Origin of the sequence: Variovorax sp. RO1 (genome assembly GCF_002849325.1) — a bacterium.
In the GTDB taxonomy this organism is placed as follows: domain Bacteria; phylum Pseudomonadota; class Gammaproteobacteria; order Burkholderiales; family Burkholderiaceae_C; genus Variovorax.
Genome location: NZ_PKMT01000001.1, coordinates 885,948 through 909,145, shown reverse-complemented (window position 1 = coordinate 909,145; position 23,198 = coordinate 885,948). Strand labels below are relative to the sequence as shown.

The 23,198-nt window shown below is 67.3% G+C and carries 21 protein-coding genes; 11 read left to right on the top strand and 10 right to left on the bottom strand.

The window, feature by feature from the left end; all coding sequences use genetic code 11:
- Positions 1–16: 16 nt before the first annotated feature.
- The 5 genes from ubiB to CY658_RS04220 all read right to left on the bottom strand — a co-directional run bounded on the left by ubiB (position 17) and on the right by CY658_RS04220 (position 4,571).
- Positions 17–1,582 (bottom strand): ubiquinone biosynthesis regulatory protein kinase UbiB, encoded by a 1,566-nt coding sequence (ubiB, locus tag CY658_RS04240; protein ID WP_101488996.1) that lies wholly within the window; start codon positions 1,580–1,582, stop codon positions 17–19.
- Positions 1,579–2,145 carry a ubiquinone biosynthesis accessory factor UbiJ gene (locus CY658_RS04235; RefSeq protein WP_101490220.1) on the bottom strand — a complete coding sequence of 189 codons (567 nt, stop codon included), beginning with the start codon at positions 2,143–2,145 and terminating at the stop codon, positions 1,579–1,581. Before CY658_RS04235 ends, ubiB begins: the two co-directional genes overlap by 4 nt.
- Positions 2,146–2,202: 57 nt before the next feature.
- On the bottom strand, positions 2,203–3,216 hold the full coding sequence (locus tag CY658_RS04230) for a Tim44 domain-containing protein (RefSeq protein WP_101488995.1): 1,014 nt from the start codon (positions 3,214–3,216) through the stop codon (positions 2,203–2,205).
- A gap of 41 nt (positions 3,217–3,257) precedes the next feature.
- Entirely contained in the window at positions 3,258–3,989 is a 732-nt protein-coding gene (gene ubiE / locus CY658_RS04225) for a bifunctional demethylmenaquinone methyltransferase/2-methoxy-6-polyprenyl-1,4-benzoquinol methylase UbiE (protein ID WP_101488994.1), read from the bottom strand.
- A 168-nt stretch (positions 3,990–4,157) separates the two neighbouring features.
- Positions 4,158–4,571 carry a gamma-butyrobetaine hydroxylase-like domain-containing protein gene (locus CY658_RS04220; RefSeq protein ID WP_101488993.1) on the bottom strand — a complete coding sequence of 138 codons (414 nt, stop codon included), beginning with the start codon at positions 4,569–4,571 and terminating at the stop codon, positions 4,158–4,160.
- A gap of 105 nt (positions 4,572–4,676) precedes the next feature.
- On the opposite strand from CY658_RS04220, the gene CY658_RS04215 reads away from it, so the two are divergent.
- Entirely contained in the window at positions 4,677–5,465 is a 789-nt protein-coding gene (locus CY658_RS04215) for a hypothetical protein (protein ID WP_101488992.1), read from the top strand.
- 16 nt (positions 5,466–5,481) lie between these two features.
- Here CY658_RS04215 and CY658_RS04210 read toward each other — a convergent pair whose 3' ends face one another.
- From CY658_RS04210 to serA, 3 genes are all read right to left on the bottom strand, one after another.
- Positions 5,482–5,919 carry an HIT family protein gene (locus tag CY658_RS04210; protein WP_101488991.1) on the bottom strand — a complete coding sequence of 146 codons (438 nt, stop codon included), beginning with the start codon at positions 5,917–5,919 and terminating at the stop codon, positions 5,482–5,484.
- Complete coding sequence (locus CY658_RS04205; RefSeq protein ID WP_101488990.1) at positions 5,916–9,794, bottom strand: DUF3683 domain-containing protein; 3,879 nt, start codon at positions 9,792–9,794, stop codon at positions 5,916–5,918. Before CY658_RS04205 ends, CY658_RS04210 begins: the two co-directional genes overlap by 4 nt.
- Positions 9,795–9,981: 187 nt before the next feature.
- Positions 9,982–11,214 (bottom strand): phosphoglycerate dehydrogenase, encoded by a 1,233-nt coding sequence (gene serA, locus CY658_RS04200; RefSeq protein WP_101488989.1) that lies wholly within the window; start codon positions 11,212–11,214, stop codon positions 9,982–9,984.
- Between the two features lie 227 nt (positions 11,215–11,441).
- Between serA and ugpB the strand changes: the two genes are divergently transcribed.
- The 6 genes from ugpB (at position 11,442) to CY658_RS04170 (ending at position 18,952) form a co-directional block, all read left to right on the top strand.
- On the top strand, positions 11,442–12,752 hold the full coding sequence (gene ugpB, locus CY658_RS04195) for a sn-glycerol-3-phosphate ABC transporter substrate-binding protein UgpB (RefSeq protein WP_101488988.1): 1,311 nt from the start codon (positions 11,442–11,444) through the stop codon (positions 12,750–12,752).
- Positions 12,753–12,850: 98 nt separating this feature from the next.
- The gene (ugpA, locus tag CY658_RS04190) at positions 12,851–13,732 is read left to right on the top strand and encodes a sn-glycerol-3-phosphate ABC transporter permease UgpA (RefSeq protein WP_101488987.1); all 882 of its coding nucleotides are present in this window, start codon (positions 12,851–12,853) and stop codon (positions 13,730–13,732) included.
- Positions 13,733–13,771: 39 nt separating this feature from the next.
- Positions 13,772–14,623 (top strand): sn-glycerol-3-phosphate ABC transporter permease UgpE, encoded by an 852-nt coding sequence (gene ugpE, locus CY658_RS04185; RefSeq protein ID WP_099792315.1) that lies wholly within the window; start codon positions 13,772–13,774, stop codon positions 14,621–14,623.
- A 3-nt stretch (positions 14,624–14,626) separates the two neighbouring features.
- Positions 14,627–15,634: a sn-glycerol-3-phosphate import ATP-binding protein UgpC gene (locus tag CY658_RS04180; RefSeq protein ID WP_101488986.1), complete on the top strand. Its 1,008-nt coding sequence runs from the start codon at positions 14,627–14,629 to the stop codon at positions 15,632–15,634.
- Between the two features lie 3 nt (positions 15,635–15,637).
- The gene (ugpQ, locus tag CY658_RS04175) at positions 15,638–16,384 is read left to right on the top strand and encodes a glycerophosphodiester phosphodiesterase (protein ID WP_101488985.1); all 747 of its coding nucleotides are present in this window, start codon (positions 15,638–15,640) and stop codon (positions 16,382–16,384) included.
- Between the two features lie 51 nt (positions 16,385–16,435).
- Positions 16,436–18,952, top strand: a complete 2,517-nt coding sequence (locus CY658_RS04170; protein WP_101488984.1) for a DUF3772 domain-containing protein — start codon at positions 16,436–16,438, stop codon at positions 18,950–18,952.
- A gap of 13 nt (positions 18,953–18,965) precedes the next feature.
- Here the strand turns inward: CY658_RS04170 and CY658_RS04165 are convergent, their stop codons facing one another.
- Complete coding sequence (locus CY658_RS04165) at positions 18,966–19,436, bottom strand: Lrp/AsnC family transcriptional regulator (RefSeq protein WP_056578260.1); 471 nt, start codon at positions 19,434–19,436, stop codon at positions 18,966–18,968.
- A 213-nt stretch (positions 19,437–19,649) separates the two neighbouring features.
- Between CY658_RS04165 and CY658_RS04160 the strand changes: the two genes are divergently transcribed.
- The 4 genes from CY658_RS04160 to CY658_RS04145 all read left to right on the top strand — a co-directional run bounded on the left by CY658_RS04160 (position 19,650) and on the right by CY658_RS04145 (position 22,912).
- Positions 19,650–20,627, top strand: a complete 978-nt coding sequence (locus CY658_RS04160; RefSeq protein ID WP_180288568.1) for an ABC transporter substrate-binding protein — start codon at positions 19,650–19,652, stop codon at positions 20,625–20,627.
- A gap of 79 nt (positions 20,628–20,706) precedes the next feature.
- Positions 20,707–21,603, top strand: coding sequence for an ABC transporter permease (locus CY658_RS04155; protein WP_099792325.1), 897 nt, complete (start codon positions 20,707–20,709; stop codon positions 21,601–21,603).
- Positions 21,603–22,397, top strand: coding sequence for an ABC transporter ATP-binding protein (locus CY658_RS04150; protein ID WP_099792327.1), 795 nt, complete (start codon positions 21,603–21,605; stop codon positions 22,395–22,397). The genes CY658_RS04155 and CY658_RS04150 overlap by 1 nt, the downstream gene beginning before the upstream one ends.
- Positions 22,397–22,912 carry a GNAT family N-acetyltransferase gene (locus tag CY658_RS04145; protein ID WP_101488983.1) on the top strand — a complete coding sequence of 172 codons (516 nt, stop codon included), beginning with the start codon at positions 22,397–22,399 and terminating at the stop codon, positions 22,910–22,912. Before CY658_RS04150 ends, CY658_RS04145 begins: the two co-directional genes overlap by 1 nt.
- A 7-nt stretch (positions 22,913–22,919) precedes the next feature.
- Here CY658_RS04145 and CY658_RS04140 read toward each other — a convergent pair whose 3' ends face one another.
- The gene (locus tag CY658_RS04140) at positions 22,920–23,198 is read right to left on the bottom strand and encodes a hypothetical protein (protein ID WP_101488982.1); all 279 of its coding nucleotides are present in this window, start codon (positions 23,196–23,198) and stop codon (positions 22,920–22,922) included.

Here is a 23,198-nt window from a genome sequence, read left to right as displayed (position 1 = left end):
GAAACTCCTCCAGCCTCTAGAACAAACGCACGCGCACCAGCAGTTGCATGGCGAGCAAACCCAGGACGAATCCGATGCCGCCATAAAGGATGGCCTGCAGCAGCCGGTTGGTGCGCTTCTGCGCGGCCAGCAACTCCATCAACTCGCGGCGGTGATCGGGCGGCCGATTTTCCAGGAAATCGTGCAGCAGACGCGGCAACTGCGGCAGCAATTTCGCGTAGCGCGGCGCCTCGGCCCGCAGCTGCTGGAACAGCTTCTTCGGTCCGATCTGGTCGAGCATCCACTTCTCGAGGAACGGCTTGGCCGTGGCCCAGAGGTCGAGCTCGGGGTCGATGCTGCGACCCAGGCCCTCGATGTTCAGCAGCGTCTTCTGCAGCAGCACGAGCTGCGGCTGGATCTCGACGTGGAAGCGGCGCGAAGTCTGGAACAGGCGCATCAGCACCATGCCCAGCGAGATTTCCTTCAGCGGCCGGTCGAAGTACGGCTCGCAGACAGTGCGGATCGCGGCCTCGAGCTCGTCGATGCGCGTGCCCTGCGGCACCCAGCCGCTTTCGAGGTGCAACTCGGCCACACGCTTGTAGTCGCGCCGGAAGAAGGCCGCGAAGTTCTGCGCGAGGTACTCCTTGTCGGACTCGGTGAGCGTGCCGATGATGCCGAAATCGAGCGAGATGTAGCGACCGAAGGTCTCGGGCGCCAGGCTCACCTGGATGTTGCCCGGGTGCATGTCGGCGTGAAAGAAACCGTCGCGGAACACCTGCGTGAAGAAGATCGTCACGCCATCGCGCGCGAGCTTGGGAATGTCGACGCCGGCCGCGCGCAGCTTGTCGAGCTGGGCAATGGGCACGCCGTTCATGCGCTCCATCACCATCACCTCGGGGTGGCAGAAGTCCCAGAACATCTCGGGGATCAGCACCAGGTCGAGCGAGGCCATGTTGCGCCGCAGCTGCGCGGCGTTGGCCGCCTCGCGCACGAGGTCAAGCTCGTCGTGCAGGTACTTGTCGAACTCGCCGACCACCTCGCGCGGCTTCAGGCGCTTGCCGTCGGCCGAGAGGCCTTCGATCCAGCCGGCCATCATGGCCATGAGCGCGAGGTCCTTCTCGATCACGCCGCGCATGTTGGGGCGCAGCACCTTCACCGCCACGTCGCGGATCTCGCCCTGGTTGGTGCGGATGGTCGCGAAGTGCACCTGCGCGATCGATGCGCTGGCAATGGGCGTTTCGTCGAACTGCACGAACACGTCGCTCACCGGACGGCGGAAGGCACGTTCGATGGTCGCAATGGCCACTGCCGAAGGGAACGGCGGCACGCGGTCCTGCAGGAAGGCCAGCTCGTCGGCGATGTCGGGCGGCAGCAGGTCGCGGCGCGTGGACAGCACCTGGCCGAACTTCACGAAGATCGGGCCCAGCCGCTCCAGCGCCTCGCGCAGGCGCTGGCCGCGCGGCGCGTCGAGGTTGCGCCCGACAGAAACGATGCGTGCCACCACGCGCAGCCAGGGCTTCTGGAAGCTCGTGAGCACGAGCTCGTCCAGGCCATAGCGCAGTGCGACCCAGACGATGAACAGGCCGCGATAGAAGCGACTCATTCGGCGCGGCCTGCCGCACCGCCCGCACCGACCGCAGGGGCCGAGCGGTCGCCGACGAACTGGCGCAGCGCGCCCACCACGCGGCGCACGCCATTGCCCAGCGTGTGCGCGGGCACATCGCCGATCACGCGGGCCAGGTCGTCTTCGACGTCCCAGCGCACGTGGTCGACCAGCCAGTTGACCTCGGCCGCGAGCTGCACGTCGCCGACGATCTGCACGGAAGGCTTGTCGCCGCGCAGCGTGGCGCGGGCGATGTCGAAGGGGGAGTCATCGATCACGGTGAGCGTGAGTTCGGGCGTGGACCCGGCAGGTGCCAAGTCGAGCAGGCCGGCCGGCGTGGCCACCAGCTCCATCGTCACGAAGCGCCACTGGAAGCGCACCACCCGGCCCTGCTGGCGCAGCAGCCGCTGCTGTGCTTCGGGCTCCTGCTGCAGCACATGGTTCATGAACAGGACCACGCGGTGCTGGATCTCGTGGACCGCCCAGTCCGGCGGTTGCAGGCGTTCGCCGATGCGGTTGAACAGGTCGCCGAGCAAAGAAAAAGGGGACGATGGTGTAGCCATGGTCCCCATTATCCCGTCAGTGCTACGGCCGGGTGACGGCCGCAGCTCAGGTTTTTGTCACTGCAGCGCTTGCACGCCTGCCACCAACCAGCCAGCGCTGCCGGTCTTGGTCATGTTCCAGACTTCGCGGAACGGAGCCGGGCCTGCCGAGGCGTCTTCGCGGATCATGCCGGAGAACTCCACGCTCGCCATGTAGGCGTCGGGCAGCTCTTCGATGCCGAGCAGCTTGGCGTCGAGCATCACGACTTCGGTCTTGTTCGACGAACCACCGGTGTGGCTGGCGCGATCGGCCAGTTGCGTGCGGATCTCTTCAACCATGCTGTCGGTCATCATGGAACGCAGCATCGACACGTCGGCGCGGTCCCAGGCGTCTTGCAGGGTCACGAAGTTGCGCTTGGCGGCGGTGAGGAAACCGTCGGCATCGAAGCCCGCGGGGACGCCCCAGGACTGCGAACCGGCGAGGGCCGAACCGATCATGCTGCCACCGGCTGCGGCACCCGCGGCCGACAGGCTGCTGCCGTGGCGTTCCGACTCGGCGGGCGTGGCATCGAACGCCGTGGCGTTGCGCTCCCACGGCCGTGCCGAGGCGTCGTTGCCGACGTTGGCCGGGCTGTACTGTGCCGGTGCGCGTGCATCGGCGGGGTTGCCGGCGCCCTGGAACGCGAAAGCACCCTGGCGGTTGGCATTGCCCGACGACGCGGCCGAGCGCGCCTTGAAGATGCGCCACACCGCGAGCGCAGCAAAGGCCAGCAGCGCGATCAGCAGGATGTTGGCGAAGCCGGCACCCAGGCCCAGCGAATTCGCGAGCCATGCCAAGCCCAGGCCGGCGGCGAGACCGCCAAGCATCGCGCCCCACGGACGCTTCGGTGCAGCGGCGGCGGGCGTTGCGGGCTTCGGCGCCGCATTGGTCGCGTTCTGCTGCGCGGGGGCCGCAGGCTGCGTGGCCTGGCGCTGCGTCACGTTGGACGACTGGCGACCGACAGACTTGCCGCCGCCCATGCGAGCGGCTTCCGCCTGAACACTCACCAGCACCAGCGCAGCCGCCAAAAACAAAGAACCCAAACTCTTCATGCCGTCTCCTCTTGAGCGAAAAAATCGCGTCGTCATCGTGATCAACACTTGATTCCAACATGGAGGGCTGCAATTCCCCCCGTCATGTTGTGATAGTCCACATGTCCGAAACCGCCCTCTTTCATGAGGGTCTTGAGCTCCTCTTGCGAGGGGTGCATCCGGATCGATTCGGCCAGGTAGCGATAGCTCGCGTCGTCGCCGGCCACGAGCTTGCCCAGGCGCGGCAGCACGTTGAACGAATACCAGTCGTAGGCCTTCGTGAGCGGCTTCGCGACCTTCGAGAACTCGAGCACCAGCAGCTTGCCGCGCGGCTTGAGCACGCGGTTCATCTCCTTGAGCGCGACGTCCTTGTGCGTCATGTTGCGCAGGCCGAAGGCCACGGTGACCACGTCGAAGTGGTCGTCGGGAAAGGGGAGCTTTTCGGCGTCGCAGACCGTGGTGGGCAGCACCACGCCGGCGTCGAGCAGGCGGTTGCGGCCGGTGTGCAGCATGGCTTCGTTGATGTCGGTGTGAACCACCTGGCCGGTGGCGCCGACCTTCTTCGAGAAGGCGAGCGCGAGGTCGCCGGTGCCGCCCGCGATGTCGAGCACGCGCGAGCCTTCGCCCACGTTCGCGACCATCACGGTGTAGGCCTTCCAGGCCCGGTGCAGGCCGGCCGACATCAGGTCGTTCATGATGTCGTAGCGCGAGGCCACCGAGTCGAAGACGCCGCGAACGCGTTGCGCCTTCTCGCTTTCGTCGACTTTCTCGAAGCCGAAGTGGGTTGTACTCATGCGGTCGATGTTAGGCCGGAAGGCATTCCTTCAAGGCGACGACCCCGCGGGCACGGCGGACATTTGTTGCTTTTTCCTCCAACGCAGAGCCGCCGCAACGCGCGTCTTTGCTATGTGTAAGGCTATCTTTTCAATAGCAACAGGGTATGTTTACCCTCGGTCTCGCGCTCAGTGGCTGCTGCAGGCGCTGCCGCCCTTGTCGGCCATCGGCGCATCGCGGTCCACGCCGGCCGCGGCCAGGCGCCGTTCGTAGTCGGCCCACAGTTCAGCCTGCCGAGCGCCCAGTTCGTACAGCAGGCTCCAGGTGTAGATGCCGGAGTTGTGGCCGTCGCTGAAGGCGGGCTGCACGGCGTAGTTGCCGACCGGTTCCAGCCCGACCAGCTCGACCTCGCGCTTGCCCGTCTGCAGCACCTCCTGCCCCGGGCCGTGGCCCTGCACTTCGGCCGACGGCGAATAGATGCGCATCAGCTCGAAGGGAATGCGGAAGGTCGCGCCGTCCGAGAAGCCGACTTCGAGCACGCGCGACTGGCCGTGCACGGTGATCGATTGGGGCGTCGGCGCGCCGGCTTGCAAACCTGCCATGGGGAATCCGTTCGAAGGAAGAGAAGAGAGAAAAGGGATCGGAGTCGCGCAGTATGCCGCGCGCTCCGCCGCGGCGTGCCCGCTGCCTGCGCTTAGCATTGCGGCATGCCGTCACGCACACGCTTCCACCCGCTCCTGTCGCGTCCGAACCGGGCCGCCCTCGTCCTCTGCGCCGCGCTCGCGGGCGCGGCCCTCACCCCACCCGCCCACGCTTTCTGGGGCCTGATCGGCAAGGCGGCGGGCAAAGCTGCAACCGCCGGCAAGGCGGCTGGCGTGGCGGGCAAGGGGGCGGCAGTCGGCGCCGGGGCGGTGGCGGCCGAAGGTGCGACGGGCGTGGCCGCCAAGGGCGCAATGGCGCTGGGCGACGACGCAGCGCATGCCGCGCAGGCGGGCTCGCGCGGCTTCGGCGGCGCGCATGAACTGAGCACCGTGAACGCGGCGCTGCCACCCGAGGTCGCGGCCTACCTCGCCAAGCCGGCAAAGGAGCTGACGCCCAAGGACACGTCGTTCATGATGGACAGCTACCGGCAGATGGTCGAGCGCGCCGGCAAGAGCGGCGACTTCACCGCCGTCGAGCGCCTGCCGACCTCGGCCAGCACCGCGCGCACGCTGCCCGCGGAACCGGTCAAGGCCGCCGCAACACCGCAGCCGACGACCGCTGCAGCCACCGCGTCGTCCAGCACCTCGGGCGTGCCCTTCCACGCGGTGCGTCTGCTGGCCCATGCCGCGCATGCGGGCAACAGGAGCGCGCAGACTGAACTCGATCGCGTGTGCAGGGACGGCAGCGTGGCCTCGAAGCGCTTCTCGAAGGAAACGCGCGCCACGCCGGAATTCAAACAGGCCTGTGCGGACCGCAAGGCAGGCAGCGCGACGCGCACCGCCGCGGCCAGCTGAGAAAAAAACGAGGGCCTCAGGCCAGCGTCGCGAGCCGGCAGACCATGTCGGCCTCCGCCTGCGGCAGCAGCGCCTGCACGGCTGCCAGCCGCTCGGCCGGCGCCGTCCGCTGCACGGCGGCCCAGACCGCCCCGGGAAAATGGCTGTCCCAGTCGAAGCGCGCGATCACATGCCAGTGCAGGTGCGCCACCATGTTGCCGAGCGCGGCGATGTTGAGCTTGGTGGGCGCGAGCGCGTCACGCAGGCATTGCTCGACGCGCACCACGGCTTCCATGCACAGCACGCGGTCGGCTGCGTCGAGGTCGGAGAACTCCGCCGCATGGTCGCGCCACACCACGCGGTAGAAGGCCGGAAAGCCTTCTTCCTGCGCATGGATGACGCGCAGCTTCGCGCCTTCGAACACGATGCGCCCGCCGGGCGCATCGCACAGCGGGCAACCCGCCACGGCCGTCATACCAGCACCCGCTCGATGCCGCCCTGGTTGGCGGCCGCCACGTACTTCGGCATCCAGTCGTCGCCGAGCAGCTTGTTGGCCATCTCGACCACGATGTAGTCGGCTTCGAGCAGGCCGTTGTTCAGGTCGTTGCCGTAGCGCGAGAGGCCTTGCAGGCAGCTTGGGCAGCTGGTGAGGATCTTCACGTTGCCGGTCGCGCCGACAGCGCCGCTCTCGCGCAATTCAGCCTCGCCCTTCTTCAGTTCTTCTTCCTTGCGGAAGCGGATCTGCGTCGAGATGTCGGGCCGCGACACGCCCAGCGTGCCCGACTCGCCGCAGCAGCGGTCGTTCTTGAGCACGTTGTCGCCGACCAGCGCCTTCACGGTCTTCATCGGGTCCTGCAGCTTCATCGGCGAATGGCAGGGGTCGTGGTACAGGTAGCCGCCACCGCCGGCATCGGCCAGGGTGATGCCCTTTTCGAGCAGGTACTCGTGAATGTCGATGATCCGGCAGCCCGGGAAGATCTTGTCGAACTGGTAGCCCTGCAGTTGGTCGTAGCAGGTGCCGCAGCTCACCACCACGGTCTTGATGTCGAGGTAGTTGAGCGTGTTGGCGACGCGGTGGAAGAGCACGCGGTTGTCCGTGATCATCTTCTCGGCCTTGTCGAACTGGCCGCTGCCGCGTTGCGGATAGCCGCAGCACAGGTAGCCCGGCGGCAGCACGGTCTGCACGCCCGCGTGCCAGAGCATCGCCTGCGTGGCCAGACCGACCTGCGAGAACAGCCGCTCCGACCCGCAGCCCGGGAAGTAGAAGACCGCCTCGGTTTCCGACGTGGTCGTCTTCGGGTCGCGAATGATCGGCACGTAGTCGGCGTCCTCGATGTCGAGCAGCGCGCGCGCCGTCTTCTTCGGCAGGTTGCCCGGCATCTTCTTGTTGATGAAGTGGATCACCTGCTCCTTGATGGGTGCAGGCCCCAGCGTGGCCGGCGGCGCGCCGGTCTGCTTCTTCGCGAGGCGGCTCAGCAGATCGTTGGCCAGGCGCTGCGCCTTGAAGCCCACGCCCACCATGCCGGCGCGCACCGCCTTGATGGTCTGCGGATTGGTCGCGTTCAGGAAGAACATCGCGGCCGCGTTGCCGGGGCGAAAGCTCTTCTGGCCCATCTTGCGCAGCAGGTTGCGCATGTTCATCGACACGTCGCCGAAGTCGATCTTCACGGGGCACGGCGTGAGGCACTTGTGGCAGACCGTGCAGTGGTCGGCCACGTCCTCGAACTCTTCCCAGTGCTTGATGCTGATGCCGCGCCGCGTCTGCTCTTCGTAGAGGAAGGCCTCCACCAGCAGCGAGGTGGCCAGGATCTTGTTGCGCGGGCTGTACAGCAGGTTGGCGCGCGGCACGTGCGTGGCGCACACCGGCTTGCACTTGCCGCAGCGCAGACAGTCCTTCACGCTGTCGGCAATGGCGCCGATGTCGCTCTGCTGCATGATCAAAGACTCGTGCCCCATGAGGCCGAAGCTCGGCGTGTAGGCGTTGGTCAGGTCGGCGTGCAGCGTCTGCGCTTGCCCCGCGGGCGCGCGCAGCAGCTTGCCCTTGTTGAAGCGGCCCTCCGGGTCGACCCGGGCCTTGTATTCGGTGAAGGGGCGCAGCTCTTCGTCGCTCAGAAATTCGAGCTTCGTGATGCCGATGCCGTGCTCGCCCGAGATCACGCCGTCGAGGCTGCGCGCCAGCGCCATGATGCGCACCACCGCGGCGTGCGCGGTCTGCAGCATCTCGTAGTTGTCGCTGTTCACGGGCAGGTTGGTGTGCACGTTGCCGTCGCCCGCGTGCATGTGCAGCGCGACCCACACGCGGCCCTTGAGCACCTGCTTGTGGATGGCGGTGCACTCGGCCAGGATCGGCCCGAACTCGGCGCCCGAAAAGATCTCTTGCAGCGGCTGGCGCAGCTGGGTCTTCCAGCTTGCGCGCAAGGTGTGGTCCTGCAGTTGCGGGAACAGCGCGTCGACGTTCTGCAGCCAGCCGGCCCACAGCGCGCGCACGTCATGCACCAGCGCCACGGCCTGCGCCACGCGGTCTTCCAGCAGCTCGGCCGCAGGAATCTCGTGCGCGTCGTCGGTCTTGCCCAGCGGCAGGTTGCCGCGTGTGAAGAACGCTTCGAGCGCGTCGGTGAGCGCCAGCTTGTTCTGCAGCGACAGCTCGATGTTGATGCGCTCGATGCCGTCGCTGTACTCGGCCATGCGCGGCAGCGGGATCACCACGTCTTCGTTGATCTTGAAGGCGTTGGTGTGCTTGCTGATGGCGGCCGTGCGCTTGCGGTCGAGCCAGAATTTCTTGCGCGCTTCGGGGCTGATGGCAATGAAGCCTTCGCCGCTGCGCGAGTTGGCGATGCGCACCACTTCCGAGGTGACGCGCGCCACCGCGTCGGCGTCGTCGCCCGCGATGTCGCCGAACAGCACCATCTTCGGCAGGCCGCCGTGCTTCTTCGACTTGGTGGCGTAGCCGACCGCCTTGAGGTAGCGGTCGTCCAGGTGCTCGAGGCCGGCCAGCAGCACGCCCGAGCGCTTCTGCTCGGCGAACATGAAGTCCTTGATCTCGACGATGCTGGGCACCGCATCCTTGGCGTTGCCGAAGAATTCGAGGCACACGGTGCGCGTGTGCGCCGGCATCTTGTGCACGACCCAGCGGCAGCTGGTGATGAGGCCGTCGCAGCCTTCCTTCTGGATGCCCGGCAGGCCCGAGAGGAACTTGTCGGTCACGTCCTTGCCCAGGCCCTCCTTGCGGAAGGTCTTGCCGGGAATGTCGAGGCGCTCGGTGCGCAGCGGGGTCTTGCCGTCGGCGGCGAAGTACTGCAGCTCGAAGAGCGCGCTCTCGGCGTCGTGGATCTTGCCCAGGTTGTGACCGATGCGGGTCACTTCGAGCCATTCGGCCTGCGGCGTCACCATGCGCCACGAGGCGAGGTTGTCGAGCGCCGTGCCCCACAGCACGGCCTTCTTGCCGCCGGCGTTCATGGCGACGTTGCCGCCCACGCACGAAGCCTCGGCCGAGGTCGGGTCGACCGCGAACACGAAGCCCGCGCGCTCAGCCGCGTCGGCCACGCGCTGGGTGACCACGCCGGCCTCGGTCCAGATGGTGGGCACGGGGTGGTCCAGGCCGGGCATCGACACATGCTCGACCTCGGTCATGGCCTCGAGCTTCTCGGTGTTGATGACCACGCTCTTCCACGTGAGCGGAATGGCGCCGCCGGTGTAGCCGGTGCCGCCCCCGCGCGGAATGATGGTCAGGCCCAGCTCGATGCAGCCCTTGACCAGCAAGGCCATCTCGACCTCGGTGTCGGGGCACAGCACGACGAAGGGGTACTCGACGCGCCAGTCGGTGGCGTCGGTCACGTGCGACACGCGCGAAAGGCCGTCGAACTTGATGTTGTCCTTGGCCGTGAGCCGGCGCAGCACGCGGGTGGCCTTGCGGCGCAGGGCGGAGACTTCGCGGAAGGTGTCGTCGAAGGCGGCGACGGCCTGGCTGACGAGGCCAGTGAGCTCGCCCACCAGCTGGTCGCGCGGCAGGTCGCTGTCGGGGGTGCGGCGCTTCTGCACTTCGCCCAGGCGGTGGCGCAGGGCGTCGACCAGCTGGCCGCGGCGGCGCGGGTTGTCCAGCAGGTCGTCGACGAGGTAGGGGTTGCGCTGCACGACCCAGATGTCGCCCAGCACCTCGTAGAGCATGCGCGCCGATCGGCCGGTGCGGCGCTCGGCACGCAGGGTCTGCAGCAGGTCCCAGCCGCGTTCGCCCAGCAGGCGAAGCACGATCTCCCGGTCGGAGAAGCTGGTGTAGTTGTAAGGGATCTCGCGCAGTCGTACAGGCTCTGCGGCCTGTGACAACAGCGTATTCAACGCGGTCGGAGCATTCATCGGGTGGGGCCCTTGGCCAGGCGCTGCGCGCCCATGTAGCCGGGGGGGTGGATTTTAGGGCAGGCCTTGGGGTCTTTGCCCTTCCCGTTCCGCTATTCCCTATGGCAGGCCCGATGCCTGCCTTGGCGTGGGGCCGCCGACCCTCACGCCGCCCTCTCCCGGCGGGAGAGGGAGAAAGACAACGGGCTTAGAACAGCACGCGGCTGCGGATCGTCCCGTTCACCTTGGCCAGCTTCTCCAGCGCCAGGTCGGACGAGGCCGCGTCGATGTCCATCACGACGTAGCCGACCTTCTCGTTCGTCTGCAGAAACTGGGACGAGATGTTGATGTTGTTGTCCGAGAAGATCTTGTTGATCTCGGACAGCACGCCCGGCACGTTGCGGTGGATGTGCAGCAGGCGGTGCTTGCCCGGGTGCGCCGGCAGCGCCACCTCGGGAAAGTTGACCGACGAGGTCGAGGTGCCGTTGTCGCTGTACTTGACCAGCTTCTCGGCCACTTCGAGCCCGATGTTGGCCTGCGCCTCCATGGTCGAGCCGCCGATGTGCGGCGTGAGGATCACGTTGTCCAGCCCGCGCAGCGGCGACTGGAACTCGTCCTTGTTGGTGCGCGGCTCGACCGGGAACACGTCGATGGCGGCGCCCAGCAGCTTCTTGCTCTTCAGGGCCTCGGCCAGCGGCTCGATCTCGACCACGGTGCCGCGCGAGGCGTTGATGAGGATCGACCCCGGCTTCATGGCGGCGATCTCGGCGGCGCCGATCATCCATTGGGTGGCCTGGGTCTCGGGCACGTGCAGGGTCACGATGTCGCTCTGGGCCAGCAGCTGGTGCAGCTCGCGCACCTGGCGAGCGTTGCCCAGCGGCAGCTTCGTGACCACGTCGTAGAAGGCCACGTGCATGCCCAACGCCTCGGCCAGCACCGACAGCTGCGCGCCGATGGAGCCGTAGCCCACGATGCCCAGCGTCTTGCCGCGGATTTCAAAGGCGTTGTCGGCCGACTTGAGCCAGCCGCCGCGGTGCGCCACCGCGCTCTTCTCGGGCACGCCGCGCAGCAGCAGGATGGCTTCGGCCAGCACCAGCTCGGCCACCGAGCGGGTGTTGGAATACGGGGCGTTGAACACGGCCACGCCGTGTTCGCGGGCGGCGTCGAGGTCGACCTGGTTGGTGCCGATGCAGAAGCACCCGGCCGCCACCAGCTTGTGCGCGGCAGCGAACACATCGGCCGTCAACTGGGTGCGCGAGCGGATGCCCACGAAGTGCACGTCGGCGATCTTGGCCTTGAGTTCGGCGTCGGGCAACGCACCCGGCAGCGCCTCGATGTTGGTGTAGCCGGCGGCGCGCAGCACCTCCACGGCCGAAGGGTGGATACCTTCGAGCAAAAGGAACTTGATCCTGCTTTTGTCGAGGGAGGTTTTGCTGCTCATGGCGTACTCAGGAAGGCCCCGGCCATGGCGACAAGCTAGGCCAAAAAAGGGGAGGACGATGCTAGCATGGTGCAGCGCAGCAAGAGCCCCGCAGCCCGCGCCGGGCTTGACGCTAAAGGGGTTTCCCCGATTGGAATAGCCCCCGGGTCCGTGCCCCAATGTGACGCGGCTGTGTCACGCACATGCCCTAGCATTCGCGCTTTCCATTTTTTCCCCGAGGAGACTTCATGCGATTCAAGACGCTCGCGTTGGCATCGGCGCTGGCCGCCACGCTGTTCAATGCAGCCCAGGCCCAGACCGAAATCCAGTGGTGGCATTCCATGACCGCCGTCAACAACGAGTGGGTCAACGACCTGGCCAAGCAGTTCAACGAGAGCCAGAAAGACTACAAGATCGTCCCGACCTTCAAGGGCACGTACGACGAATCCATGACGGCCTCCATCGCGGCCTTCCGCTCGGGCAACGCACCGCACATCCTGCAGGTGTTCGAAGTGGGCACCGCCACCATGATGGCCAGCAAGGGCGCCGTCATTCCGGTCGGCCAGGTCATGAAGGACGCGGGCGAGAAGTTCGACCCGGCCGCCTACATCCCCGCCGTGGCCGGTTACTACACCGCCCCCAACGGCCAGATGCTGAGCTTCCCGTTCAACAGCTCGACCACCATCTTCTACATCAACAAGGACGCCTTCAAGGCCGCCGGCCTACCCACCGACAAGGCACCGTCGACCTGGCCCGAAGTGGTGGCTGCCGCCGCCAAGCTCAAGGCCAGCGGTCACAAGTGCCCGTTCACCACGGCCTGGCAGAACTGGACGCAGGTCGAGAGCTTCTCGGCCTGGCACAACGTGGAGTTCGCGAGCAAGGCCAACGGCCTGCAGGGCCTGGACGCGCGCCTGAAGGTGAACTCGCCGCTGCACCAGCGCCACATCGAGAACCTGGCCAGCATGTCCAAGCAGGGCCTGTTCATCTACAAGGGCCGCGGCAACGTGCCTGAAGCGTCGTTCGTGTCGGGCGAGTGCGCCATGATCAACACGTCGTCGGGCTTCTACGGCAACGTGGCCAAGAACGCCAAGTTCGCCTACGGCCTGGCACCCCTGCCCTACTACCCGGACGTGCCGGGCGCACCGCAGAACACCGTGATCGGCGGCGCCAGCCTGTGGGTCATGTCGGGCAAGAAGGCCGCCGAGTACAAGGGCGTGGCCAAGTTCTTCAGCTTCATCTCGACGCCTGAAGTCCAGTCCGCCAGCCACAAGCGCACCGGCTACCTGCCGGTGACCACCGCCTCGTACAAGCTCACCGAAGAATCGGGCTTCTACAAGCAGAACCCCGGCACCGACGTGGCCGTGACGCAGATGATCCGCAAGGTCACCGACAAGAGCCGAGGCATCCGCCTGGGCAACTACGTGCAGATCCGTGCCATCGAGGACGAAGAGCTCGAGCAGGTCTGGGGCGGCAAGAAGACGGCCAAGGAAGCCCTCGACGCCATCGTGACCCGCGGCAACGAGCAGCTGGAACGCTTCCAAAAAGCGAACAAAAGCTAACGATTGAAGTTCCGGGCTCCGTGTCCGGCTAATATCGCCCGCCCCCGCACGCCCTTATTTCAGGGCGCGCCGGGCGGGATTTTTTATGTAGAGGCTTCATGGAAAAACGCGTTTTCTTTCGCTCGGGCTGGTTGCCCTGGCTGCTGCTGACACCGCAGATGGCGGTGATCCTCGTGTTTTTCTTCTGGCCGGCCGGCCAGGCGCTGTTGCAGTCGCTGCAGCAGCAGGACGCGTTCGGCACATCGGTGGAGTTCGTCGGGTTCGACAACTTCCGCCAGCTCTTCAGCGACCCGGCTTATGGCGAGTCGTTCAAGACCACCGCGCTGTTCTCGGTGCTGGTGGCCGGCATCGGCATCAGCCTGTCGCTGATGCTGGCCGTGTTCGCCGACCGCATCACCCGCGGCGGCATGTTCTACAAGACCATGCTGATCCTGCCGTACGCCGTGGCGCCCGCCGTGGCGGCCGTGCTGTGGGTCTTCATGTTCTCGCCCTCGCTGGGCGTGGTGGCCTATGCGCTGGGCAAGATCGGCATCAACTGGAACCACCTGCTCGACTCGGGCCATGCCATGACGCTGATCGTGATGGCCTCCGTGTGGAAGCAGATCTCGTACAACTTCCTGTTCTTCCTGGCCGGGCTGCAGTCGATTCCGAAGTCGCTGATCGAGGCCGCGGCCATCGACGGTGCGCGCCCGTGGCGCCGCTTCTGGACCGTGCAGTTCCCGCTGCTGTCGCCCACCACCTTCTTCCTGCTGGTGATCAACGTGGTCTACGCCTTCTTCGACACCTTCGCGATCGTCGATGCGGCCACGCAGGGCGGCCCGGGCAAGGACACGACCATCCTGGTCTACAAGGTCTACCACGACGGTTTCAAGGGCCTCGACCTCGGCGGTTCGGCCGCGCAGTCGGTGGTGCTGATGGTGATCGTGGTGGCGCTGACGGTCATCCAGTTCCGCTACGTCGAGAAGAAGGTGCAGTACTGATGAAGCAACAAGAACAAATCAAACTGGGCGGAGCGCAGCATGGTTGAGAAACGCGGCACGCAGGGCATCCTGGCCCACGTCATCATGATCCTGGGCGTGTTCATCGTCGCCTTCCCGCTCTACCTGGCGTTCGTGGCTTCCACGCACACGGCCCAGGAGATCGTGCAGGCGCCGATGCCCCTCACACCCGGCTCGAACATCGTCGACAGCTACAAGGGCGCGCTCTTCGGGCGCGAGAACAGCGCGGGCTCCAACGCCCCGGTGGCGCACATGATGTGGGTGAGCTTCGTGACGGCCATGGTCATCGCCATCGGCAAGATCACCATCTCGCTGCTGTCGGCCTTCGCCATCGTGTACTTCCGCTTCCCGTTCAAGAAGATCTGCTTCTGGGCCATCTTCGTGACGCTGATGCTGCCGGTGGAGGTGCGCATCCTGCCCACCTACAAGGTGCTGTCCGACCTGAACATGCTGAACACCTACGCGGGCCTGACGGTGCCGCTGATCGCGTCGGCCACGGCGACCTTCCTGTTCCGCCAGTTCTTCCTCACGGTGCCCGACGAGCTCACCGAAGCGTCGCGCATGGACGGCGCGAGCCCCATGCGTTTCTTCTTCGACGTGCTGCTGCCGCTATCGAAGACCTCGATCGCGGCGCTGTTCGTGATCCAGTTCATCTACGGCTGGAACCAGTACCTGTGGCCGCTGCTCGCGACCACGAGCGAAGACATGTACCCCGTGGTGGTCGGCATCAAGCGAATGATTGCCGGCGGCGACGGACAGAACGAATGGAACGTCGTGATGGCCACCGCCATCCTGGCGATGCTGCCGCCCGCGCTGGTGGTGATCCTGATGCAAAAGTGGTTCGTCAAGGGCCTTGTAGATACCGAGAAATAAAAAATGGCAGCTCTTTCCCTACGCAACGTCATCAAGCGCTACGGCCACGGGCCGAAAGCCAACCAGGTCATCCACGGCGTGAGCGCCGAGATCGCCGACCATGAATTCATCGTCATCGTCGGCCCCTCGGGCTGCGGCAAGTCGACGCTGCTGCGCATGGTCGCGGGCCTCGAGGAAATCTCGGCCGGCGAGATCGCCATCGGCGGCAAGGTGGTGAACCAGCTCGAACCCTCCGAGCGCGACATCGCCATGGTGTTCCAGAACTACGCGCTGTACCCGCACATGAGCGTGTTCGCGAACATGGCCTACGGCCTGAAGATCGCCAAGGTGCCGAAGGACGAGATCAAGGTGCGCGTCGACAAGGCGGCCAAGATCCTCGAGCTGGGCCACCTGCTGGAGCGCAAGCCGCGCGAGCTCTCGGGCGGCCAGCGCCAGCGCGTGGCCATGGGCCGCGCCATCGTGCGCCAGCCGCGGGTGTTCCTGTTCGACGAACCGCTGTCGAACCTCGACGCCAAGCTGCGCGCCCAGACCCGCCTCGAAATCCAGAAGCTGCACCGCGAACTCGGCATCACCTCGCTGTTCGTCACGCACGACCAGGTCGAGGCCATGACGCTGGCGCAGCGCATCATCGTGATGAACGGCGGCGTGATGGACCAGTTCGCGACGCCCGAAGAGGTGTACTCGCGCCCGGCCACCACGTTCGTGGCGAGCTTCATCGGCTCGCCGCCGATGAACCTGCTGCGGCACGCACCGGGCGTGCGCCCGGGGCAGATCCTCGGCATCCGACCCGAGCACATGAAGCTCGACGAAAGCGGCTGGACCGTGCAGGTCGAGCAGGTCGAACTGCTGGGCGCCGAGCGCCTGGTGTACGGCCGCATCGGCGAGGAGCAGATCATCATGCGCACCGACGAGGGCGACCATCCGCCGGTGCCTGGCGACACGGTGAAGATCGCCGCGCGCGAAGACAAGCTGCACTGGTTCGACGCCGGATCGGGCAAGAGGGCAGACTGAGCGATGGCCGAACGCAGCCCCTGGCCCTACCCCCGCTGGGTCGCGCACCGCGGCGCCGGCAAGCTGGCGCCTGAAAACACACTCGCGGCCTTCCGCTTCGGCGCGTCGCACGGCTACCGCATGTTCGAGTGCGATGCCAAGCTCAGCGCCGACGGCGTGGTCTTTTTGATGCACGACGCCACGCTCGATCGCACCACCAACGGCCACGGCATCGGCGGCCAGCAAGCGTGGGGCGCGCTGTCGCAGCTCGACGCCGGCGGCTGGCACTCGCGCGCGTTCGCGGGCGAGCCGCTGCCCACGCTGGAGAACCTGGCCCGCTTCTGCCGCGCCAACGACCTGCTGCTGAACATCGAGATCAAGCCCACGCCCGGCACCGAACGCGAGACCGGCGAAGTGGTGGCACGCGAAGCCGCGCGCCTCTGGCAGGGCGCGGCCGTGCCGCCGCTGCTCACCTCGTTCCAGATCGACGCGCTGAAGGGCGCGCAGGCCGTGCAGCCCGAACTGCCGCGCGGCCTGCTGCTCGACACGCTCTGGAACGGCTGGCTCGACACCGCGCTGAACCTGGGTTGCCAGGCCATCGTCTGCAACCACGCACTGTGGGACGCCACCACCGTGGCGCAGGTGCATGGCGCGGGCCTGCGCTCGCTGAGCTACACGGTGAATGACGATTGGGCCGCGCAGCGGCTCATCGACCTGGGCACCGACGGCATCATCACCGACCGCGTCGACCTGTTCAGTCCCGCGGGCTGAGGCTGCATTTCTTACCCGTTCTTACGTCATGGCGGCTTCTATGATGCGGCCATGAATCGGACCTCTCGCCTCGCGGGCCTGCGCCTCCCCGCCCTCCTGGCCGCGTTGACCGTGTGGGCCCTGCTGATGTGCGGCAGCGCCTTCGCGCAGCCCGACGCCAGCATGAACGCCGGCAACGGCAACCCCAACAACAGCGCCAACACCGTGGCCGCCGCCGCGGCCCCGCCCCCCACCATCGCCGAACTGCGCGCGCAGTTCGCCCGCATCGCGCCCACCGGCAAGGCCAATGCCAGCGTCGTTCCGGGCGCCGAAGACGACGCACGCAAGCAGCTCGCGCAGATCAACGAAATCGGCGTGCAGGCCGACAAGTTCGTCGCCGCCCGCGCCAGCGAACTGGCCGACCTGAACGCACGGCTCGGCGAACTCGGCAACCCGCCCGCGGCCGGCGCCACCGAAGACCCCAACATCACGCGCCAGCGCGCGCAGCTGACCAAGGAGCGCAATGCGCTCGATGCGGACATCCGCCTGGCCAAGCTGCTGGCGATCGACGTGCGCCAGCGCGGCACCGACGTCGTATCGCAGCGGCGCCAGCAGTTCGAGGCCGAACTCACCAGCCGCGCCGCCTCGCCGCTCGGCGGCGAGTTCTGGGACGACCTGCGCGAAGCCTGGCCCGACGACCTGGCCCGGCTGCAGGCGATCGGGTCGGCGCTCGGCGACGGCTTCGATCAGGCGCTGCAGCCCGAAAGCCGCACGCCGGTGATCGCCGCCTTCATCGGCGCGCTGCTGCTCGCATGGCTCGGCGTCTGGGCCGCCGAACGCGGACTGACGCGGCTGGCCACGCGCGTGCTGCCGGCCGGGCGGCTGCGCCGCTCGCTGCTGGTGATCGCCATCGTCGCCACGCACGTGCTGCTGGTCGCCGTGGCCGCGCACGGCGTCGTCGAAGTGCTCAAGGCCCACGCGATGTGGGACGCGCAGGCGCGCAAGGCACTGCAATCGGCGGCGCAGACGCTGACCTTCATGGCGTTCATCATCGGCCTGGGGCGCGGGCTGCTGGCCACCGGGCGGCCGTCGTGGCGCCTGCCGGCCATTCCCGACCTCACGGCCCAGCGCCTGTCGGCGCTGCCGTGGCTGGTGGCGCTGGTGGCCGCGCTGGCGTGGACGCCCGCCGAGATCAACGCGCTCATCGACGCCAGCTTTGCCGCCGTGGTGACCACGCACGTGGCGACCGCGCTGCTGCTCACCGCGCTGATCGGCACCGTCGTGTACCGCCTGAAGGCACTGCGCGCCGACGCGCCCGACGCCGGCCTGCCCGAACGGCCGATGTGGGTCGGGGTGCTGGTGGCGCTGATCGTGGTGCTGGTCATCGCCATCTGGGTGCTGGTGGCTTTCGGCTACGTGGCGCTGGCGAGCTTCCTGGCCTCGCAGCTCACCTGGAGCGGCATCGTCGCGGCAGCCTTCTACGTGCTGTTCAAGTTCGCCGACGACCTGTTCATGGCGGTGGTGTCGTCGCGCAGCGCCTCCGGCCAGCGGCTGCAGAAGAGCTTCGGCCTCGCGCCGCAGACGCTCGACCAGGCGGCCACGGTGCTCTCTGGCCTGAGCCGCGTGGCGCTGTTCTTCTACATGCTGGTGGCGCTGGCCGCGCCGCTGGGCACCGGCCCGGGCGAGGTGTTCCAGCGCGGCGGCAAGCTCGGCACCGGCGTGAAGGTGGGCGAGTTCCAGCTGGTGCCGGGCGCAATCCTCAGCGCCGTGGCCGTGGCGGTGATCGGCTTCATCGTGCTGCGGGTGTTCAAGCGCTGGCTCTCGCGCAGCTACCTGCCGAGCACGCAGTTCGAGCCGGGCATGCAAAGCTCGATCACCACGCTGCTGGGCTACGTGGGCGGCATCCTGGTGGTGGCGTTCTCGCTGTCGGCGCTGGGCATCGGCATCGAACGGATCGCATGGGTGGCGAGCGCGCTGTCGGTGGGCATCGGCTTCGGCCTGCAGGCCATCGTGCAGAACTTCATCTCGGGGCTCATCTTGCTGGCCGAGCAGCCGGTGAAGGTGGGCGACTGGGTGGTGCTGGGCACCACCGAGGGCGACGTGCGACGCATCAACGTGCGTGCCACCGAAATCCAGCTGGGCGACCGCTCGACGCTGATCGTGCCGAACTCGGAGTTCATCACCAAGACCGTGCGCAACATGACGCTGGCCAACGCCGAGGGCCGCGTGCTGATCCGCCTGCCGATGCCGTTGACCACCGACGCGCAGCGCGTGCGCGACCTGATCCTCGAAGCCTGCCGCGCGCACGAGGGCGTGCTGGAAACGCCGGCGCCCTCGCTCACGCTCGAAGGCATCGAGAACGGGCTGCTGATCTTCCAGGCCATCGCCTACGTGCCGAGCCCCCGGCTGGCGGGCGGCGTGCGCAGCGACCTGCTGTTCACGATCCTCGATGCGCTCAAGCAGGCCGACCTGCCACTGGCCACGCCCACGACGCTCGTGATGGCGGCGCCCGCGCCGGTGCTGCCTGCCGAGCCTTCGCCGGCGCCGGCCACGCCGGCGTCTCCGCTGCCGGGCACCACCAGCACCTGAAGCACCCGCCGCCCTATTCGAGCGGCAGCGCCCCGGTGCACTTGATCTCGTTCAGGCACACGCTGGAGCGCACGGCCGACACGCCCGGCATGTGCATCAGCGTGTGCATCAAGAACTGCGACAACGCCTCCAGGTCGCGCGCGACCACCTTGAGCACGTAGTCGAAGTCGCCGGTCACCGAATAGCACTCCAGGATCTGCCGCATGTCGGCGATCAGGTCCTGGAACTTGGGCAGCTCGTCGACGTGGCCGCGCGCCATCGTGACGTGGATGAAGGCGATCACGCCCAGCCCGATGTGGCGCGCGTTGAGCCGCGCGGCGTAGCCGCTGATCAGCCCCAGTTCTTCGAGCCGACGGTGGCGCCGCAGGCACTGTGCGGGCGACAGCTGGGCCACCTCGGCCAGGTCCAGGTTGGACGCGCGGCCGTGCGCCTGGAGATGGTCCAGAATCCGCCGGTCGGTGCGGTCGAGTTCGATGATCTGCAATTTCGTCTCCCCATATGCATGATTGATGCAATTATGTTTCTTAAAGCGGGGAAAGCCCGAGGGGTTCATGCACCTTAATTGTGCAAAGTACGATCTAGACTTCGACGCGCCCGGACGGCGTTGCATCCATCCGGGCCGCTGAATGGCGCGCCCCAGGCTTTGCCGGCGGCTTCGAACGCACCCACACCCCTTTCCCCACCCGGAGACCCTTACGTGAAAAACGCTTTGCTTCGCACCCCCTTCAGCGCCGTGGCCCTGGCCCTCGGTGTGCTCGCCGCCGCACCGGCGCTGGCCGCCGACAAGTCGGTCGCCGTGACCGCCATCGTCGAGCACCCGGCGCTGGACGCTGTGCGCGACGGCGTGAAGGAAGAGCTGAAGGCCGCCGGCTACGAGGTGGGCAAGAACCTCAAGTTCAGCTACCAGAGCGCACAGGGCAACGTGGGCACCGCCGCCCAGATCGCCCGCAAGTACGTGGGCGATGCGCCCGACGTGATCGTCGCCATCGCCACGCCGTCGGCGCAGGCGACCGTGGCCGCCACCAAGACGATTCCCGTCGTGTACTCGGCCATCACCGACCCGGTGGCCGCCAAGCTGGTGAAGAACTGGGAGCCCTCGGGCACCAACGTGACAGGCGTCTCCGACCTGTCGCCGCTCGAAAAGCACATCGACCTGATCAAGAAGGTCGTGCCGAACGCCAAGCGCATCGGCGTGATCTACAGCCCCGGCGAAGCCAACTCGGTGGCGATCGTCACCGCGCTCAAGAAGGCCGCCGCCGACGCCGGCATGACCGTGGTCGAAGCCGCCGCCGCGCGCACGGTCGACGTGCCCACCGCCGCCCAGAGCCTGGTCGGCAAGGCCGACGTGATCTACACGCCCACCGACAACAACGTGGTCTCGGCCTTCGAAGGCATCGTGAAGGTGGCCCAGCAGGCCAAGCTGCCCGTGGTGGCCGCCGACACCGCCACCGTGGAGCGCGGCGCCGTGGCCGCACTGGGCCTGAACTACACCGACATCGGCCGCCAGACCGGCAAGATCGTGGTGCGCATCCTCAAGGGCGAGAAGCCCGGCACCATCGCCTCGCAGACCAGCACCAACTTCGAGCTGGTGGTGAACCCCGGCGCGGCCAAGCTGCAGGGCGTGACCCTGTCGGACGCGCTGCTGAAGTCGGCGAAGGTCGTCAGCACCAAGTAAAAGCCGCCCCCGGCGGGCCTTCCGCTCCCGGCGCAGGCCGGGCGCCGGGGCCCGCCGACTGCGCTCCCCGGAAGCCCCCATGTCCCTCATTGCTTCGCTGGGCGCCATCGAGATCGGTCTGATTTTCGGACTGGTCGCGCTGGGCGTCTTCATGTCGTTTCGCATCATCAACTTTCCCGACCTCACGGTGGACGGCAGCTTTCCGCTGGGCGCCGCCGTGGCCGCGACGCTCATCGTCGCGGGCTGGAACCCCGCTGCCGCCACGGCCGTCGCCTGCGTGGCCGGTGCCGCCGCGGGCTGGCTCACGGCCTGGCTCAACGTCAAGCTGAAGATCATGCAGCTGCTCGCGAGCATCCTGGTGATGATCGCGCTGTACTCCATCAACCTGCGCGTGATGGGCAAGCCCAACGTGGCGCTCATCACCGAACCCACGGTGTTCAGCATGGTCAGCTTCGGCGGCATGCCCGAGCAGTGGGCCAAGCCGCTGTTGCTGCTGATCATCGTGATCGCCGCGAAGATCGTGGTCGACATGTTCTTCGCCTCCGAAGCCGGTCTGGCGATGCGCGCCACCGGCGGCAATGCGCGCATGGCGCGTGCGCAGGGCATCTCGACCGACTTCCACACGATGGCAGGCCTGGCGCTTTCCAACGCGCTGGTGGCGCTGGCCGGTGCGCTGTTCGCGCAGAGCCAGGGCACGGCCGACATCTCGATGGGCGTGGGCACGATCGTGATCGGCCTGGCCGCCGTGATCATCGGCGAGACCCTGCTGCCCGCACGCAGCATGGTGATCACCACGCTGGCCTGCGTGCTGGGTGCGCTGCTGTATCGCTTTTTCATCGCGATGGCGCTCAACACCGACTTCATGGGCCTGCAGGCGCAAGACCTGAACCTGGTCACCGCCGTGCTCGTGGCGTTCGCGCTGCTGGTGCCCGCCTACAAGCGCAAGCTGGGCGGACTCTTCAAGGGGAAGAACTGATGCTGCGCGCGCAACAACTCGAAATTACGTTCAACCCGGGCACGCCGATCGAAAACCGCGTGCTGCGCGGCCTGAGCCTGGACATTCCGACCGGCCAGTTCGTCACCGTGATCGGCTCGAACGGCGCGGGCAAGTCGACTTTTCTGAACGCGATCAGCGGCGATCTGATGGTCGACAAGGGCCGCCTCGAAATCGACGGCAAGGACGTGACCCGCCTGAACGCCTGGCAGCGCTCGGGCATGGTCGCCCGCGTGTTCCAGGACCCGATGGCCGGCACCTGCGAGGCGCTGACCATCGAGGAAAACATGGCGCTGGCGTGGAAGCGCGGCGAGCGCAGGGGCTTCGGCTTTTCGCTCAATCGCAACCTGCGCGAGCTGTTCCGCGAGAAGCTGTCGATCCTGAAGCTGGGCCTCGAAAACCGGCTGGCCGACCGCATCGGCCTGCTCTCGGGCGGCCAGCGCCAGGCCGTGAGCCTGCTGATGGCGTCGCTGCGGCCCTCGCGCATCCTGCTGCTCGACGAGCACACGGCCGCCCTCGACCCGAAGACCGCCGCCTTCGTGCTGGAGCTCACCGCCAAGATCGTCGAAGGCAGCCAGCTCACCGCCATGATGGTCACGCACAGCATGCGCCAGGCGCTGGACTACGGTTCGCGCACCGTGATGCTGCACGAAGGCCAGGTGATCCTCGACGTGGCCGGCGACCAGCGTTCGGGCCTCGATGTGCCCGACCTGCTGCGCATGTTCGAGCAGACGCGCGGCGAAAAGCTGGACGACGACAAGCTGCTGCTGGCCTGATGGACGCCGCGCCTTCTCTTCTCGTGCGCGACATGCGCGCAGACGACCTCGAGGCGGTGCTGGCGATCCAGCTCGCCTGCTACGGCGCGGGGTTCGTGGAGGACGGCGTGCTCATCGCGCGGCGGCTGGCGGCCTCGCCGCACACCGGCTGGGTGGCCGAGCACGGCGGCGCCGTGCGGGCCTACCTGGCGGCCTACCCCTCGCAGTGCGGCAAGCTCACGCCGCTGCACGGCGACTTCGACGTCGCGCCCGACGCCGACGCGCTCTACCTGCATGACCTGGCGGTGCATCCCGAAGCGTCGGGGCTGGGCCTGGGGCCGCGCCTCGTGCGCCACGCCTGGGCCCACGCACTGCGCGCGGGCTGGCGGCATTCGACGCTGGTGTCGGTGCAGGCGTCGGTCGGGTTCTGGGAGCGCCAGGGTTACGCGACCACGTCACCAGCCGGCGACGAACAACAAGCCCGGCTGGCGACCTACCCCGGGCTGTCGGTCTACATGGCCCGCCGGCTCGACTAAAGCCGGCTCAGCGGCCCCAGCCGCGCATCACGAGCCACTGCACGGTGCCGCAGACCGCCGCCAGTGCGGCGTAAGTGGTCATCGAGCCGTCGCGGCCCGTGACGATCAGGCCGGCCAGCGAGGTCAGCAGGCCGGCCCCGAAGGTGATCGCCCATTGCATCCACCCGCGCGGAATGCCGGTGCGCGGGCCGCCGAGAAAGCGCCCCACGGCCACGAGCACCCAGGCGATGAAAGCCGCGGGTGCCGCAAAATTAAGCAGGTGATTGAAGAGGTCCAGCAGGTCCAT